Annotated in this window: 15 protein-coding genes; 8 read left to right on the top strand and 7 right to left on the bottom strand. The window is 66.1% G+C overall.

The genetic code is table 11. The features are described 5' to 3' along the window. Window positions 1-618, top strand: a 618-nt coding sequence (locus tag GJV64_RS05185; protein WP_164156215.1) for a zinc-binding dehydrogenase, incomplete at its 5' end; no start/stop codon positions are given. Here GJV64_RS05185 and GJV64_RS05180 read toward each other — a convergent pair. The 3 genes from GJV64_RS05180 to GJV64_RS05170 all read right to left on the bottom strand — a co-directional run bounded on the left by GJV64_RS05180 (window position 608) and on the right by GJV64_RS05170 (window position 2,923). Continuing rightward, window positions 608-1,399 (bottom strand): helix-turn-helix transcriptional regulator, encoded by a 792-nt coding sequence (locus GJV64_RS05180; protein ID WP_164156214.1) that lies wholly within the window; start codon window positions 1,397-1,399, stop codon window positions 608-610. The two genes, GJV64_RS05185 and GJV64_RS05180, sit on opposite strands and share 11 nt — an antisense overlap. 76 nt (window positions 1,400-1,475) lie before the next feature. Next, window positions 1,476-1,967 carry a hypothetical protein gene (locus tag GJV64_RS05175; protein ID WP_164156213.1) on the bottom strand — a complete coding sequence of 164 codons (492 nt, stop codon included), beginning with the start codon at window positions 1,965-1,967 and terminating at the stop codon, window positions 1,476-1,478. Window positions 1,968-2,047: 80 nt separating this feature from the next. Then, window positions 2,048-2,923, bottom strand: a complete 876-nt coding sequence (locus GJV64_RS05170; RefSeq protein WP_164156212.1) for a LysR family transcriptional regulator — start codon at window positions 2,921-2,923, stop codon at window positions 2,048-2,050. A gap of 101 nt (window positions 2,924-3,024) precedes the next feature. Here GJV64_RS05170 and GJV64_RS05165 point away from each other — a divergent pair, with 101 nt between their 5' ends. The 3 genes from GJV64_RS05165 to GJV64_RS05155 all read left to right on the top strand — a co-directional run bounded on the left by GJV64_RS05165 (window position 3,025) and on the right by GJV64_RS05155 (window position 5,142). Then, window positions 3,025-3,498, top strand: a complete 474-nt coding sequence (locus tag GJV64_RS05165; RefSeq protein WP_164156211.1) for a hypothetical protein — start codon at window positions 3,025-3,027, stop codon at window positions 3,496-3,498. A 150-nt stretch (window positions 3,499-3,648) separates the two neighbouring features. Further along, the gene (locus tag GJV64_RS05160) at window positions 3,649-4,593 is read left to right on the top strand and encodes an alpha/beta fold hydrolase (protein ID WP_164156210.1); all 945 of its coding nucleotides are present in this window, start codon (window positions 3,649-3,651) and stop codon (window positions 4,591-4,593) included. A gap of 27 nt (window positions 4,594-4,620) precedes the next feature. Further along, window positions 4,621-5,142, top strand: coding sequence for a hypothetical protein (locus GJV64_RS05155; RefSeq protein WP_164156209.1), 522 nt, complete (start codon window positions 4,621-4,623; stop codon window positions 5,140-5,142). Here the strand turns inward: GJV64_RS05155 and epmA are convergent. Continuing rightward, on the bottom strand, window positions 5,108-6,154 hold the full coding sequence (gene epmA / locus GJV64_RS05150; RefSeq protein ID WP_164156208.1) for an EF-P lysine aminoacylase EpmA: 1,047 nt from the start codon (window positions 6,152-6,154) through the stop codon (window positions 5,108-5,110). The two genes, GJV64_RS05155 and epmA, sit on opposite strands and share 35 nt — an antisense overlap. 72 nt (window positions 6,155-6,226) lie before the next feature. On the opposite strand from epmA, the gene efp reads away from it, so the two are divergent. Beyond that, entirely contained in the window at window positions 6,227-6,799 is a 573-nt protein-coding gene (gene efp, locus GJV64_RS05145; RefSeq protein WP_164156207.1) for an elongation factor P, read from the top strand. A gap of 174 nt (window positions 6,800-6,973) precedes the next feature. After that, window positions 6,974-9,193, top strand: coding sequence for a catalase/peroxidase HPI (gene katG / locus GJV64_RS05140; protein ID WP_164156206.1), 2,220 nt, complete (start codon window positions 6,974-6,976; stop codon window positions 9,191-9,193). Between the two features lie 109 nt (window positions 9,194-9,302). Here katG and GJV64_RS15690 read toward each other — a convergent pair whose 3' ends face one another. Then, window positions 9,303-9,425, bottom strand: coding sequence for a hypothetical protein (locus tag GJV64_RS15690; protein WP_268920635.1), 123 nt, complete (start codon window positions 9,423-9,425; stop codon window positions 9,303-9,305). Between the two features lie 133 nt (window positions 9,426-9,558). On the opposite strand from GJV64_RS15690, the gene GJV64_RS05135 reads away from it, so the two are divergent. Together GJV64_RS05135 and GJV64_RS05130 are read left to right on the top strand one after the other, a co-directional pair. Then, the gene (locus GJV64_RS05135; protein ID WP_164156205.1) at window positions 9,559-11,415 is read left to right on the top strand and encodes a winged helix-turn-helix domain-containing protein; all 1,857 of its coding nucleotides are present in this window, start codon (window positions 9,559-9,561) and stop codon (window positions 11,413-11,415) included. Continuing rightward, complete coding sequence (locus GJV64_RS05130; protein WP_164156204.1) at window positions 11,412-11,954, top strand: dihydrofolate reductase family protein; 543 nt, start codon at window positions 11,412-11,414, stop codon at window positions 11,952-11,954. The genes GJV64_RS05135 and GJV64_RS05130 overlap by 4 nt, the downstream gene beginning before the upstream one ends. Window positions 11,955-12,012: 58 nt before the next feature. Here the strand turns inward: GJV64_RS05130 and GJV64_RS05125 are convergent, their stop codons facing one another. Together GJV64_RS05125 and GJV64_RS05120 are read right to left on the bottom strand one after the other, a co-directional pair. Beyond that, window positions 12,013-12,492 (bottom strand): PEPxxWA-CTERM sorting domain-containing protein, encoded by a 480-nt coding sequence (locus GJV64_RS05125; RefSeq protein WP_235927606.1) that lies wholly within the window; start codon window positions 12,490-12,492, stop codon window positions 12,013-12,015. A 339-nt stretch (window positions 12,493-12,831) separates the two neighbouring features. After that, the coding region (locus GJV64_RS05120; RefSeq protein ID WP_164156202.1) for a murein L,D-transpeptidase catalytic domain family protein at window positions 12,832-13,362 on the bottom strand (531 nt) is incomplete at its 5' end.

Genomic DNA, 13,362 nt, shown 5'->3' with positions numbered 1-13,362 from the left:
CTGTCGCTGGCCGAGGCGGCGGCCTTCACGGTGGGGGCGCTCACCGCCTGGGTTGGGCTGATCGAGCGCGGGCGGTTGAAGGCCGGCGAGCGTGTGCTGGTGACCGGGGCCGGCGGCGGCATGGGCCGGGTGGCGGTGCAACTGGCCAGCCACATGGGCGCCCACGTGGTGGCGGTGGCGTCATCGGAAAGCCGCCTGCAGCTGGCCCGTGCGGCCGGCGCACACGAGGCCATCTTGATCGACCGCGACACGCCCGAGATCCCGGTGCGCGACATCGACCTGGTGTTCGATCCGGTTGCCGGCACGCTGGTGCTGCCGCTGTTGAAGACGCTGAGGCGCGGCGGGCGCTATGCCATCATCGGCTTTGTCGGCGGGCGAGGGCCGTCGGTCCCCTTGAATCGCCTGTTGCTGAAGGAGATCACGCTGATTGGTGTGCGCGCCGGCGAACAGGGCCGGCAGGACCCGGCCGCCGGCGCCCGCCACATGGCGGCAATCGACGCCCACGCCGCCCATCTGCGGCCGCACATTGGCCTGGAGTTGCCGCTGGCCCAGGTGCACGAAGCCTTTGCCGCGATGGGCGCCGGCCGCATCGACGGGAAGTGCGTGATCAGGCCGTGAAGGCCGCCCGCGTCGCCTCGTCGGCCGGGAACAGCAGTTCGAGCCTTAGATCGCGCACCGTCACGTCTTCGGATGTGCCGCACTGGGCAACCACCGACAGGAAGCTGAGCACGCCGGCCGGCCCGCGATAGGAGACCGGCAGCACCGGCGACCGCGTGCGCGCTGCCGGGCGATACGGGTGACGGGCTGCGGCCGCGCGGGTGACTGCGATCAGATCGGCCAGCACCGGATCATCGCCGGCCAGGGACTGTTCCAGCGCCAGCCGCTCCAGGCTTTCATGCAGCACTTCCGGCAGATTGGCGATGAACTCAACAGCGCGCGGATGGCAGGCGGTGAGGCGGAACACGTTGGGGGGGGCGTGCCACCCCTCCAGCAAGGGCGTCAACATCGCCGCGGCCGACGGGCTGGCCTCCAGCACGTTCCAGTGCCGGTCACACAGCAGCGCCGGGAAGGGGGCGTGATTGTGCATCATGGTCTGCAGGATGGTGCGGAACGGGGCGATGGCGTCTGATGCCAGTGGCGAGGCCGGATAGGCGCTGGCGAAGCCGGCAGCATTGAGCAGGTGATTGCGCTGCGCCAGCGGCAGGGCCAGCGCCTCGGCGAGCGTCAGCACCATCTCGCGGCTGGGCATCGCCCGCCCGGATTCCAGGAAACTCAGGTGCCGCGCGCTCACCCCGGCTTCAAGGGCGAGGGCAAGCTGGCTGATGCGCCGGCTGCCCCGCGCCGCCTTGAGGGCAGTGCCGAACGGGCCGGGATCGGAGAGGTCGGGACGGGTTGCCATGGCCGCATCCTGCCAGAGGATTGTCGCCGCGCAATGACGTCGGAGGTAAGGCTGGCCTTGACCTGCCGCGGGACGCCTACTGCGGCAAGGGGAAGTGCAGGAGGTCGGCGACGGGCGCGGCCGGATTGGCAACACCGTTCACGACATTGCTGGCCAGGGCGAACAGCGCCCGCTCATGATCGCCCATGAAGAGGGCAATGCGCGCGGCCTCGGCGTCTTCCTCCGGCGAAACCAGGGTCGCCAGTTCCTCGTAGCGCGCCAGGTAGGTGGACTGTACGGTTTCGCCGAGCAGGACGAAGCGCTCGCGCCAGGGCAGGCCATTGATCGGTTCGGCCCCGGCCGCCGCACCTGCGCTGATGCCTGCACTGTCGTGCAGCGGCAAGCCCAGCCGGGCCAGCAGCGGCCGCATCAGCGCCTTGCCCTCGGTCTCGGCCTGCAGGAGGGTGCCGAGTATGTAGCGCTGCTCGTCTGTCTCGGCGCCGGCCAGCATCACGGCAAAGGCCGCTTCCCCGGCATGCTCACCCAGGTAGACATCCATCAGGCATTCGCGGAACAGCGTCGAGACCATGGCTTCCCCCCTCCATGTCGGTTGTGCAGCCTATGGCACGGGGGCAGATTGTCAAATTGCCGACATGGGGAAAGGTGGGGTCAGGCACTGGCCGTCGGGCTTGCCGACAGGATTGCGTCGAAGCGGCGTTCGATCAGCTGCTGCAACACGCGAACATAGGGCACGCGCTTCAGCTGTTGAGGGTAGATGATCCAGATGCCGGCTTGATTGGGCAGATCAAAGCAGCATTGGATACGGACATCCGAGGCCGCCGTCACGATCTTGGGGACGATGCCGATGCCCTCGCCCGCAGCGATGAGACCGAGAATGGCCCGCCAGGAATTGGAGACGTGGCGAATGTCTGCACTGGGCGCCAGGTCGCGGATATGGCGGGCATGGACTTCATAACAGATCAGTGGATGGCGCAGCAGGTCATCGATCGCGAGGGGCGGGTCCGGATAGGCATGGCTGCAATAGACGGCGAGCGGATCCTCCCCCAGCCTGTGCCAGACAAGTCCGTCGTCAGCTGGTCCGGCTGTCGCGCGAACGGCAACATCAGCTTCACCGGCCGCGATATCCCTGGGGCTGGCGCTGACATCGAGCTCGGTGCTGACCTCGGGGTAGGCTTTCCGAAGCTCCGCCAGCGCCGGCAGCACGACCATTGGCACCAGAATTTCCTCGCACGTCACCTTCAGTGATCCGGAAACGCGTCGCTGCCGGCTTCGCGCCAGGTTCTCGAACTGTGCCGCCGCCGCATTCACGCCCATGGCAGCCTCCCGAATGGCAAGTGCATGGCTGGTTGGCACGTAGCGGCCATTTTCGAGCGAGAACAGGTCGACGCCCAGCGCGGCCTCGAGCATCGCGATCCGCCTGACACAGGTGGTCTGGTTGACCTTCAACGCCGCTGCGGCGCGCTTGCTGGAACCTTCCTCGAGCATGGCGAGGAAGAAGCGCAGATCATTCCAGTCGAGACGCATCGCTGGTCCCCAGGGGCTGCATTATTGCAACCATGTCTGCGACATTAGCAACTTCCTGTCGAGACTGGCGCGCGTAGCATCGGATCGAAAGAAGAATGATCATGATACTGCACGCCTCGCTCGTCGCCGACCGCCCCCGAGAAACGGCCCACTTCCTCGCGACACTGATGGGAGGGCAGGCCTTTGCAATGCGGGGGCCAGGCCAGGGCGCCTGGCACGCCGCCGGCGCTGATCCCATTGGGAACTACATCGAGGTGTTGTCGAACGGGACGCAGTTCCTTCCGGATGAGCACGGCAACGTCATGGTGAGCGAAGGCGCCCGCGCGCGTGCATCGGGGGCACATATCCTGATCGAGAGCACGCTGGACGAGCCTGGCATCATGAGCGCCGCGGCCGTCGCCGGGGTCATGGCGCGGAAGGTGACGAACGGCTTCTTCGACCTGATTGCCTGCTGGATCGATGATTGCCAGCTGGTGGAGGTGTTGTGCCCGCAGATGTCCCGGGCCTATCGCGCCCTATTCGAGCCTGAACGGCTGCAGGAACTGGCCGCGCGGCTGCCAACAGGCATTTCGTGAGCATCGGTGACGTCGGACGCCGCGGCTGGGGGAGGCCTCTCCTTGCATGTCCGGTCTTTCAGGCCGATGGAATGACAGGGGTGATCCCGGGTGGTAACCTGACTTTGATGCCGCCATGCGCTTGACGGTGACGAGGGGACGGGGCTGATCATGATCCACTTTGGCGACCCGCAGTTTCCGAACGATGTCTTCGTGCCCCATGGCTATGCCGAGCATCTTGTCGATCTTGGCGAGATTAGGATGAACTATGCCGTGGCCGGGCCTGACGATGCGCCCGCCCTGCTGCTGGTGCCGGGTCAGACCGAAAGCTGGTGGGGCTATGAGCCGGCGATGCGGCTGCTGGAAGACCGGTTCCGCCTCTATGCGGTCGACCTGCGCGGGCAGGGGCGCTCATCGCGCACGCCGGGTCGCTACACGATCGACAACATGGGCAATGATCTGGTGCGCTTCGTGCAGATCGTCATCGGGCGACCGGTGATTGTCTGCGGGCTGTCGTCGGGCGGCGTGTTGTCGGCGTGGCTGTCGGCCTATGCACCGCCGGGGCTGATCAAGGCGGCGCTGTATGAAGACCCGCCGCTGTTCGGCGCGGAATATCGCACCAGCCGTGGCCACAATCTGCATGGCAGCGCGGTGTCGCTGATCTTCGGGGGCTTTGCCAAATATCTGGGCGATCAATGGTCCATCGGCGACTGGCCCGGTTTCGTGCGGGAGGTGAAGACCAACATGCCGGCCGTGCTGGCCGCGCGCCCCTATGAACCGGCGGCACCGCCACAGATGCTGAAGGAATATGATCCCGAATGGGCGCGCAGAACGCTCGACGGCATGCTCTTTGCCAGCTGCGATCACGCCCGCATGCTGGCGCAAGTGAAGGTGCCGGTGCTGATGACCCACCATTATCGCGGCATCGATGCCGAAAGCGGCCTGTTCGTCGGCGCACTGTCGGATGAGCAGGCTGACCGCGTTGGCGAATTGGTGCGCGGCGCCGGCCAGCGCTATGAATGCCAGTCCTTCCCCGAGATGGGCCACATGATGCACATGCAGGACCCGGCGCTCTATGCCCGTGTCGTCGCCGATTGGGTGGCCACGCTCGATTAGGGCGCCGACAGTCAGGACTTTGCCCTTTTGGCCTACCCGCCCGGTAATTGCGGCGCGTTTCCGCTGCGCGCAACCTTGGTTCGTAAGACCAAGGGAGACGACGCCATGACACGCAATTTCTGGGAAAACTGCCTGCACGCCTGGGTGTGGATGACGATCGGATTTGGGTGCCTGTTTTCCGGCGCCGGGGTGCCAGGGCTCGATGGCGGCGCCGGGCTGTTTTATTGGGTGGTCAGCGGCGGCACGGTGAATGCGGGTGACTTCGATACGGCGGGGATGCGGATATCCGTCGCGCTGATTGGCGCGGTGATGCTGGGCTGGGGCTGCGCAATGCTCGCCGTGTGGCGGGTGAGCGGGGCCAATCCGGCGGTGTGGCGCGGGCTCTCCCGGGCGGTGCTGATCTGGTATGTGGTGGACTCGGCGCTGTCGGTGGCGACGGGCATGCCGCTCAACGCGGTCAGCAACACGCTGTTCCTGACGTTGTTCCTGGTGCCGGCGGTGAAGTTGGGGTTCTTCAGCCGGGAAACGGCGTCCAGATCACCTGCCTGATGTCGGTGCCGCCTAGCGCCAGCAGGGCGAGGCGTTCGAAGCCCAGCGCCACGCCGCTGGCCGGCGGCATATGCGACAACGCCTCGATGAAATCCTCGTCGATCGGGTAACGGCGGCCATAGAGGCGCTGTTTCTCGTCCATGTCGGCTTCGAAGCGGCGGCGCTGCTCGGCCGCGTCGGTGAGTTCGCCGAAGCCGTTGGCCAGTTCCACGCCGCAGGCATAGGCCTCGAAGCGCTCGGCCCAGCGGGGATCGGCCGGCCAGGGCCGGGCCAGTGCAGCCTCGGCCACCGGATAATGGGTGAGGAAGGTGATGCGGCCATGGCCCAGCTGGGGCTCGATGGCCACGATCACCCGGCTGAACAGGTCTGACCAGGTGTCGTCGGCGCGCACGTCGAGACCGACACGCGCGACTTCGGCGGCGAGCGCGTCGCGGCTGTCGAGGCAGGCAGCCAGATCGATGCCGGCATGGCGGGCAAAGGCCTCGGCCACGCTCAGCATCTCGGGCTCGGCCATGGCATCACAGCTGCGGCCGCGCCAGCGCAAGGGGCCATCGCCCATGTGCTGAGCGGTGCGGACCAGCGCCAACGTATCGGCGATCACCTCCGTCCAGTCGGCACCCGATTCCGCTGTTGCCGCGCGATACCATTCCACCATGGTGAATTCCGGGCTGTGGAGCGGGCCAAGCTCGCCATTGCGCCACACCCGGGCAAAATCGACGATGCGCGTCTCGCCGGCAGCGAGCAGCTTCTTGGCGGCAAACTCCGGGCTGGTGTGGAGATAGCGCGTTTCGGCCGGGCCGCCCTCGGGCTGCCACAGCACGGGAAAGCCGTGCAGGTGGGTTTCGTTGCCCGGCGAGACCTGGACAGCGCCGCACTCCACCTCGATGAACCCGGCGCTGGCGAACCACTGGCGCAGCGCCGCCTTGATGCGGGTGCGGCCCAGCAGGAACGGGCGCCGGTCGGCATGGATGTCGGCGTGCCAGAAGGGGCGACCAGAATCGGAACGCGTCATGATTTTCCTTGAACAGTGCAGCGGCCATGCCCTAACGCGCCGCAGTGCGCGCCATCGCGCTTAGGGGATATCATGGTCAAGGACATCGCCAGCAATTTCCGCAAGGGTCAGGTCATCGAGCACGAGGACGGGCAGCTCTATGTCGTCCTCAAGGCCGAGACGTTCCGCCCCGGCAAGGGCACGCCAACCACCACCATCGACATGCGGCGCATCGCCGATGGCGTGAAGACGGTGATCACCGTGAAAACCACTGACAGCCTGGAACGGGCGTTCGTGGAGGAAGTGTCCCACAATTATCTCTACAAGGACGGTGAGGAATATATCTTCATCAACAACGAGAGCTATGAGCAGATCAGCCTGACCGAGGCGATGATCGGCGACGGCATCGCCTTCCTGCAGGAAAATGCCGAGTGCAAGATCCTGATGTTCGACGGCAAGGCCATCACCATCACCCTGCCGACCCGCGTCACGATGGAAATCATTGCCACCGAACCGGTGGTGAAGGGCCAGACCGCCAGCTCCAGCTACAAGCCGGCCACGGTGGAATCCGGCGCCCGCGTGATGGTGCCGCCGCATATCGAGGTGGGCACCCGCATCGTCATCAACACCGAGGATTCGAGCTACGTGGAGCGCGCCAAGGACTGAGCGGCGCGCCACGGCGGGCAGATGTGGAGGGCCGGGGGCAGCGCCGGCCCTTTTTCGTTGCTGGCCAGATGGCTTGTGAAAAAAAGCGATTGCAGCGGGCAGGACAATCAATTTCTCCAATCGTCGTGCGCATAGGTAACTTCACCCTGTTCCAACAACGGAAAGGGGAGCATCATGCACCGCACATTCGCATCCATCGTGGCGCTGGCCGTGGCCGGGATGGCCGTTGGCGCCGCCAACGCGCAGGAGGCCCGCATGGCCACAAGCCCGACCGCAAACACGTCGCCGCAATATTGGTGGCCCGAACTGGTCGACCTGTCACCGCTCAGGCAGCACGCGCCGTCGTCCAACCCCTATGGCGATAATTTCAACTATGCCGCCGAGTTCGCCAAGCTCGACCTGAAGGCCGTGAAGGCCGACGTCGAGAAGGTGCTGACCACCAGCCAGCCCTGGTGGCCGGCCGACTATGGCCATTATGGCCCGTTCATGATCCGCATGGCTTGGCACAGCGCCGGCACCTATCGCATCGCCGATGGCCGCGGCGGTGCCGGTGGCGGCCAGCAGCGCTTCGAGCCGCTGAACTCGTGGCCCGACAACGCCAACCTCGACAAGGCGCGCCGCCTGCTGTGGCCGGTGAAGCAGAAATATGGCCGCGCGCTGAGCTGGGCCGACCTGATGGTGCTGGCCGGCAACGTCGCGCTGGAATCGATGGGCTTCAAGACCTTCGGCTTCGGCGGCGGCCGCACCGACGACTGGGAGGCCGACAAGGTATACTGGGGCCCGGAAGCCAAGATGCTTGAGGACAAGCGTTACAGCGAGGGCCGCAAGCTGGCCAACCCGCTGGGCGCCGTGCAGATGGGCCTCATTTATGTGAACCCGGAAGGCCCCAATGGCGTGCCCGATCCGCTGGCCGCCGCGCGCGACATCCGCGAAACCTTCGGTCGCATGGCGATGAACGATGAGGAAACCGCCGCGCTGATCGCCGGTGGCCACACCTTCGGCAAGGCGCACGGCGCGGCTGCGGCCAGCAACGTCGGCAAGGAGCCTTCGGCCGAGAGCCTCGAAAAGCAGGGCATGGGCTGGGAGAACAAGTACGGCACCGGCAAGGGCGCCGACACCATCACCTCGGGCCTGGAAGGCGCGTGGAGTGCCAACCCGACTGCCTGGACGATGCAGTACCTGGAAAACCTCTACGGGTTCGAATGGGTGAAGACCAAGAGCCCGGCTGGCGCCACCCAGTGGGAGCCGAAGAACGCCGCCGAGGTGAAGTCGGTGCCCGATGCCCACAAGCCGGACACGTTCCACGCGCCGATCATGTTCACGACCGACCTCGCGCTGCGTGAGGATCCGGCCTATCGCAAGATCACCCAGGGCTGGCTGAAGAACCCAAAGGCGTTCGAGGATGCCTTCGGCCGCGCCTGGTTCAAGCTGACCCATCGCGACATGGGACCGCTGAACCGGTACATCGGCGCCGATGTGCCCAAGCAGGTACTGATCTGGCAGGACCCGGTGCCGCCTGTCACCCATGCGCTGGTGACCGCGGCCGATGTCGCCGATCTGAAGGGCAAGGTGCTGGCCAGCGGGCTGAGCGTGCCGGAATTGGTGCGCACCGCATGGTCGGCCGCCGCCTCCTATCGCGGTACCGATCGGCGTGGCGGCGCCAACGGCGGCCGGCTGCGGCTGGCTCCGCAGAAGGACTGGGCGGTGAACAACCCGGCGGAACTCGCCAAGGTGCTGCCCGTGCTGGAGCGCATCGCCGGCGATTTCAACAAGGCAGCGCCGGGCGGCCGCAAGATCAGCGTGGCAGACATGATCGTGCTGGCCGGCAATGCCGCGGTGGAAAAGGCCGCTGCCGACGCCGGCGTGAAGATCAGCCTGCCGTTCACGCCGGGCCGCACCGATGCCAGCCAGGCGCAGACCGACGTGGCCAGCTTTGCCGTGCTGGAGCCCAAGGCCGATGGCTTCCGGAACCACTGGACGCCGGACAGCCCCTTCAACCCCACCACCTCGATGGTCGATCGCGCCAGCCTGCTGGGGGTGACGGTGCCGGAGATGACCGTGCTGGTCGGCGGCCTGCGCGCGCTCGACGCCAATGCCGGCGGCAGCAAGGTCGGCGTGTTCACCAACCGCCCGGGCGTTCTGACCAACGACTGGTTCGTGAACCTGCTCGGCATGGAGACCAAGTGGCAGAAGTCCGCCACCGAAGGCCTCTATGACGGCGTTGACCGCACGACGGGCGCGAAGAAGTGGACGGCCAGCCCGGTGGACCTGCTGTTCGGCAGCCATGCCGAACTGCGCGCCGTGGCCGAAGTCTATGGCGCCAGCGACGGCCATGCGAAGATGGTGCAGGACTTTGCCAAGGCCTGGACCAAGGTGATGGACAACGGTCGCTGAGTGGGGGCGCTCGGCGCTCCAGTCGATCGAACATCCAAAAGAGGGGCGGCGCCGCATGTTGGCGCCGCCCCTTCCTTTTGTCCTGAGATGGCCGTTGTGTCGCCATCGCTCAGGCATACAGGCCGGCCCGCGATGCAAGATCGAACAGGAAGCTGGCATCGAGTGCCATCAGGTAGAGGGTGCTGAGCAGCACGGCGCCCATGGCGCCGAAGAATTCGCGGTTGTTGGTCATGACAATCTCCCTTGGGTTTGGTTTATTCCGTCGGAAGTGGATGGGCGTGTTCTGGTTCCGACAGGATCCAGATAGAACTTGGAAGGATGGCGCCGACAGGGCAGAAACCCGATGAATCCCCGATGATGGACCGATGAACAGCAGCGACGACCAGTCCCCGATCCTGTTGGCCAGTTGTGCTGATTTCAGCATTGGCAATCTTGAGGTCCGTCCATCGCTGCGCGAGATTTCCCACGCCGGGGTGGTGACCACGCTGGAACCGCGCGTGATGCAGGTGCTGGTGCTGCTGGTTGACATGGCCGATCGCACGGTCTCGCGTGACCTGATGGTGGCACGCTGTTGGAACGGCACCTTTGTGGGGGACGATGCCATCCAGCGCTGCATCTCTCGTCTGCGCAAGCTGGGACAGTCCAGCGGCGCCTTCCAGATCGAGACGCTGACGCGTGTGGGCTATCGCCTCACCCCGCACACGCCGCAGCCGGTCATCACTGCCAACGCCGCCAGTGACTGCCTGCTGGCCGTGCTGCCCTTCGACAACCTGTCGGCCGATCCGGCCTTCGATGTCTTTGCCGATGGCGTTTCGGAAGAGATACTGCAGTCGATCGCGCGTGGTTCCTCGGTACGGGTGATCGGGCGCACGTCCAGTTTCCAGTATCGTGGTGCCGACAAGCAGGTGCCGCGCATCGCCCGCGAGCTGGGCGTGACCCATGTGCTCGATGGTTCGGTGCGCCGATCGGGACGCCATGTCCGGGTGGCAGCGCAACTGGTGCGGATCAGCGACCAAGAGATGCTGTGGACGCAGCGCTTTGACGGCGACATCGACAATCCTTTCGACCTGCAGGACGAGGTGGCGCGCGGTGCGATGACGGCGCTTGACGGCATGATCCGGCAGCCTGGAACGGCGAAGCGCCTGTCTGGCCTGATGTTCGATACCATCCTGTCGCTGCGGCAGGCCCTGCACAGCGGGATGACCAAAGGCGCGGACGTCGTGACCCTGCCGGCCCTGCGCGCGGCCCAGCCCGACAATGCCGAGGCCTGGGGGCTTTTCGCCAACCTGCGGGCGGCGCAGCGCTGGAGCGCGACGGCGGCCGATGAACCCCGTCTGCGCAGTGAAGCGCAGATCGCTGCCGAGCAGGCGCTGGCCATCGATCCAAACTGCGGTGAGGCCCACAAGGCGCTGTTCATGCTGGAACCGCCAGCCGGGCGCTTTGCGGCCTGCGAAGACCGGCTGGAACGGGCCCGCCTTGCCGCACCTGCCGACACCGAGATCCTGTGGTCTCTCTACTTCCACTATCTCTCGGTTGGCCGGCTCGGCCAGTCCTTTGCCATGGCCGAACTGGCGTGGCGGCTCGATCCACTGCGGCCGCCCAACGTCATCGCCTATGCCAACGCGCTGTTCACCGCTGGTCAGACAGGTCAGTCCCTGACCCTGATGAGCGCCGCGGTGGAACGTTGGCCGCACGATGCCAGCGTGATGGCGGTGACGCTGTGGACCGCCGCCGTGGCTGGCGAGGCTGGAATGGTGCGCGATCTGCTGCGGCCCGGCTGGCGCGAGCGTTATGGCAGGACCGTGCTGATGGACAATGCGGTGTTTGCCGCCGAAGGCCTCATAAGTGATCCGGCTGCACTGGGGCGCGCGGCAACGGCGCGCCTGGAGGCGCGGGTGGCTGCTGGACGCAACGATATCAGCCTGATCGGCATCTGCGCCTTTCTCGGCATGGACCTTGATGCCCTCTATGATCTGGTTGATCGGATGCCAGTGGAACAACTCCAGCAGCCGGGCAGCCTGTTGCCGCTGGTTGACGGCCTGTCGCACCTGTTCCTGCGCATGAACAGTCGCCTGCGCGAAAGCCCGCGGTTCGTGCAGCTGTGCCGGCGCCTCGGACTGGTCGATTACTGGCAGGGCGGCGGACACTGGCCGGAGTGCGTCGCCGAAGTTGCTTGCCGCTATGACTTCATGGCGCTGAGCACGAGAGGCGCGCCGGCATGATCGGCGGCGTTCTGCAGGGCCATGTCTTCATCGCCACCAGTCTCGACGGCTTCATCGCCCGCGATGATGGCAGCATCGACTGGCTGAATGCCGCCAATGCCGCCGGCGAGGACCATGGCTATGGCGACTTCATTGCCGGCATGGATGCCATCCTGATGGGTCGGGAGACGTTCCGGACGGTGGCGGGGTTCGAGCCCTGGCCGTTCCAGCTGCCGGTGCTGGTGCTCAGCCGCACGCAGGATTCGGCCCTGCTGCCGGCCTGGCTGGCCGAGCGCGTGGCCATCGTGCGCTCATTGCCCGAAGCGACGGCGCTGGCGGCGGCGCGTGGTTGGCGCAATCTCTACATCGACGGCGGCGAGACGATCCGCAGCGCGTTGGCCGCCGGGCTGGTGCGGTCGCTGGTGATCAGCCGGCTGCCGGTGCTGCTGGGGCAGGGGCGGCCGCTGTTTGGGCCGCAAGTGACGGATGTCGAAGTCCGCCATGTCTGCACGCGCAGCTTCCCATCCGGTCTCGTGCAGTCGCGGTACGAATGGCCCTGACAGACATCGGCCCGCCGCACGATGCGTGCAGCGGGCCGATCATGCCATGTTGGTGCGATCAGGCAGCGATCTGGCGCCGGCGGCGCTGGGCTGCACCAGCCAGGCCAAAGCCCATGATCAGCATCGCCCAGCTTGCCGGTTCCGGCACCGCGCCAATGCGCCTGCTGAGGCTGATGTCATCAAACGCGGCTCCGTTGAAGGCGCGCACCGCGATGCCATTGTTGTTGGCGTTGGTCAGTCCGGATGCCACCAGAGAGGCGAGCAGCGTGGTGCCATCGCTGTCATACAGGTTGCCGGTGATGCTGCTGGCGCCGAACAGGACTTCGGCGCGATACCATTTGTCGGGGCTGAAGGTGAACGACGCCGTGTTCAAATTCTGAAACCCAAATGCCGAATTGTTCTGAAAGAGCAGTTCCTGGGTGTTGAAGGCCACGACAAAGCTTGAGGCGCCGGCAGCACTGGCGCCAAAGCCGAGGTAGAAGCGACCGCCTGCCGGCGCCCCCACAGTGCTGCTGCTGCGGGTCCAGGCTGACAGCACGGAGCCGGTGCCAGCCGTGGTGTCTGTCCTGTAGTGCCACGAGTTGCCGCCGGCAGTCGCTCCGGTGGCGCCAAAGCTGCCCGCGAAGGCGCCTGCGGCACTGATGACGGGCGGAACTGAGCCAAACTCTGTCCAGGCGGCTCCAAAGGCACCGGTTTCAAAATCTTCCACGACAGTCGCATGGGCGGTCGTGCCAGCCAAAACCAGTGACGCAGCCGCTAAAGACGCCATTCTAACCATATGAACCCCCCGATCACAGGCTGCGGTCCAGACAATACCGGACAGCCGCGGAACGAAGGCTAATTAGAGTTATTGCTTTGTCAATAATTCATACAGGAATCAGGCGCGCCCGGAATAGAGCAGGCTGCCTTCGGGCAGGCGTGCCAGCACAAGCTCCACATCGGCGCCGGAAAAGGCGAAGCAGCCTTCCGAGCGCCCCAGCTTGCCGGTCTGCTGCAGCACGGCCGGCTCGCAATACCAGGCGCCGTGGATGACGATGGCGCGCGCCATCGCCGTTTCATTCTCCGGATCCAGCCCGATCAGCCGGCGTGAGCGGCCATGCTGGCCCACATAGGTGGGGCCGGTGAGATAGGCGCCGGCGCTGCTGGCCGCCGAGCCGGGACGGGCGGAAAACTGCCGTAGGAAGCCGGTGTGTGCCGGATCGGAGCCCCGGCCATGGGCGACTCGCAGGGCGGTGACCTGGTTGCTGCCCGGCGCGAACAGGAAGAAGCGCGGCGCGGCGCTGTGCAGGCTGTAATCCGCGATCGCCACCACATCCTTGTGCGGCAGGCGCGCGGCGTGGCGATCAAAGGCGGCGCGCGCCTGTTCGAGCAGGCGGGGATGCGGCGCTGCAGGCGGCGGGGCAGCCAG

The sequence above is a fragment of the Sandarakinorhabdus rubra genome (genome assembly GCF_010994245.1).
Classification (GTDB): Bacteria; Pseudomonadota; Alphaproteobacteria; order Sphingomonadales; family Sphingomonadaceae; genus Sandarakinorhabdus; species Sandarakinorhabdus rubra.
This window is presented reverse-complemented; position numbering and strand designations above follow the sequence as displayed.

What these genes read in the sequence shown, in the direction of transcription:
- GJV64_RS05135 (WP_164156205.1), top strand. Translation starts at nt 9,559, where the DNA reads ATGAACAGCAGCGACGACCAGTCCCCGATCCTGTTGGCCAGTTGTGCT.
- GJV64_RS05175 (WP_164156213.1), bottom strand. Translation starts at nt 1,967, where the DNA reads ATGGTCTCGACGCTGTTCCGCGAATGCCTGATGGATGTCTACCTGGGT.
- katG (WP_164156206.1), top strand. Translation starts at nt 6,974, where the DNA reads ATGCACCGCACATTCGCATCCATCGTGGCGCTGGCCGTGGCCGGGATG.
- GJV64_RS05180 (WP_164156214.1), bottom strand. Translation starts at nt 1,399, where the DNA reads ATGGCAACCCGTCCCGACCTCTCCGATCCCGGCCCGTTCGGCACTGCC.
- efp (WP_164156207.1), top strand. Translation starts at nt 6,227, where the DNA reads ATGGTCAAGGACATCGCCAGCAATTTCCGCAAGGGTCAGGTCATCGAG.
- GJV64_RS15690 (WP_268920635.1), bottom strand. Translation starts at nt 9,425, where the DNA reads ATGACCAACAACCGCGAATTCTTCGGCGCCATGGGCGCCGTGCTGCTC.
- GJV64_RS05170 (WP_164156212.1), bottom strand. Translation starts at nt 2,923, where the DNA reads ATGCGTCTCGACTGGAATGATCTGCGCTTCTTCCTCGCCATGCTCGAG.
- epmA (WP_164156208.1), bottom strand. Translation starts at nt 6,154, where the DNA reads ATGACGCGTTCCGATTCTGGTCGCCCCTTCTGGCACGCCGACATCCAT.
- GJV64_RS05165 (WP_164156211.1), top strand. Translation starts at nt 3,025, where the DNA reads ATGATACTGCACGCCTCGCTCGTCGCCGACCGCCCCCGAGAAACGGCC.
- GJV64_RS05130 (WP_164156204.1), top strand. Translation starts at nt 11,412, where the DNA reads ATGATCGGCGGCGTTCTGCAGGGCCATGTCTTCATCGCCACCAGTCTC.
- GJV64_RS05160 (WP_164156210.1), top strand. Translation starts at nt 3,649, where the DNA reads ATGATCCACTTTGGCGACCCGCAGTTTCCGAACGATGTCTTCGTGCCC.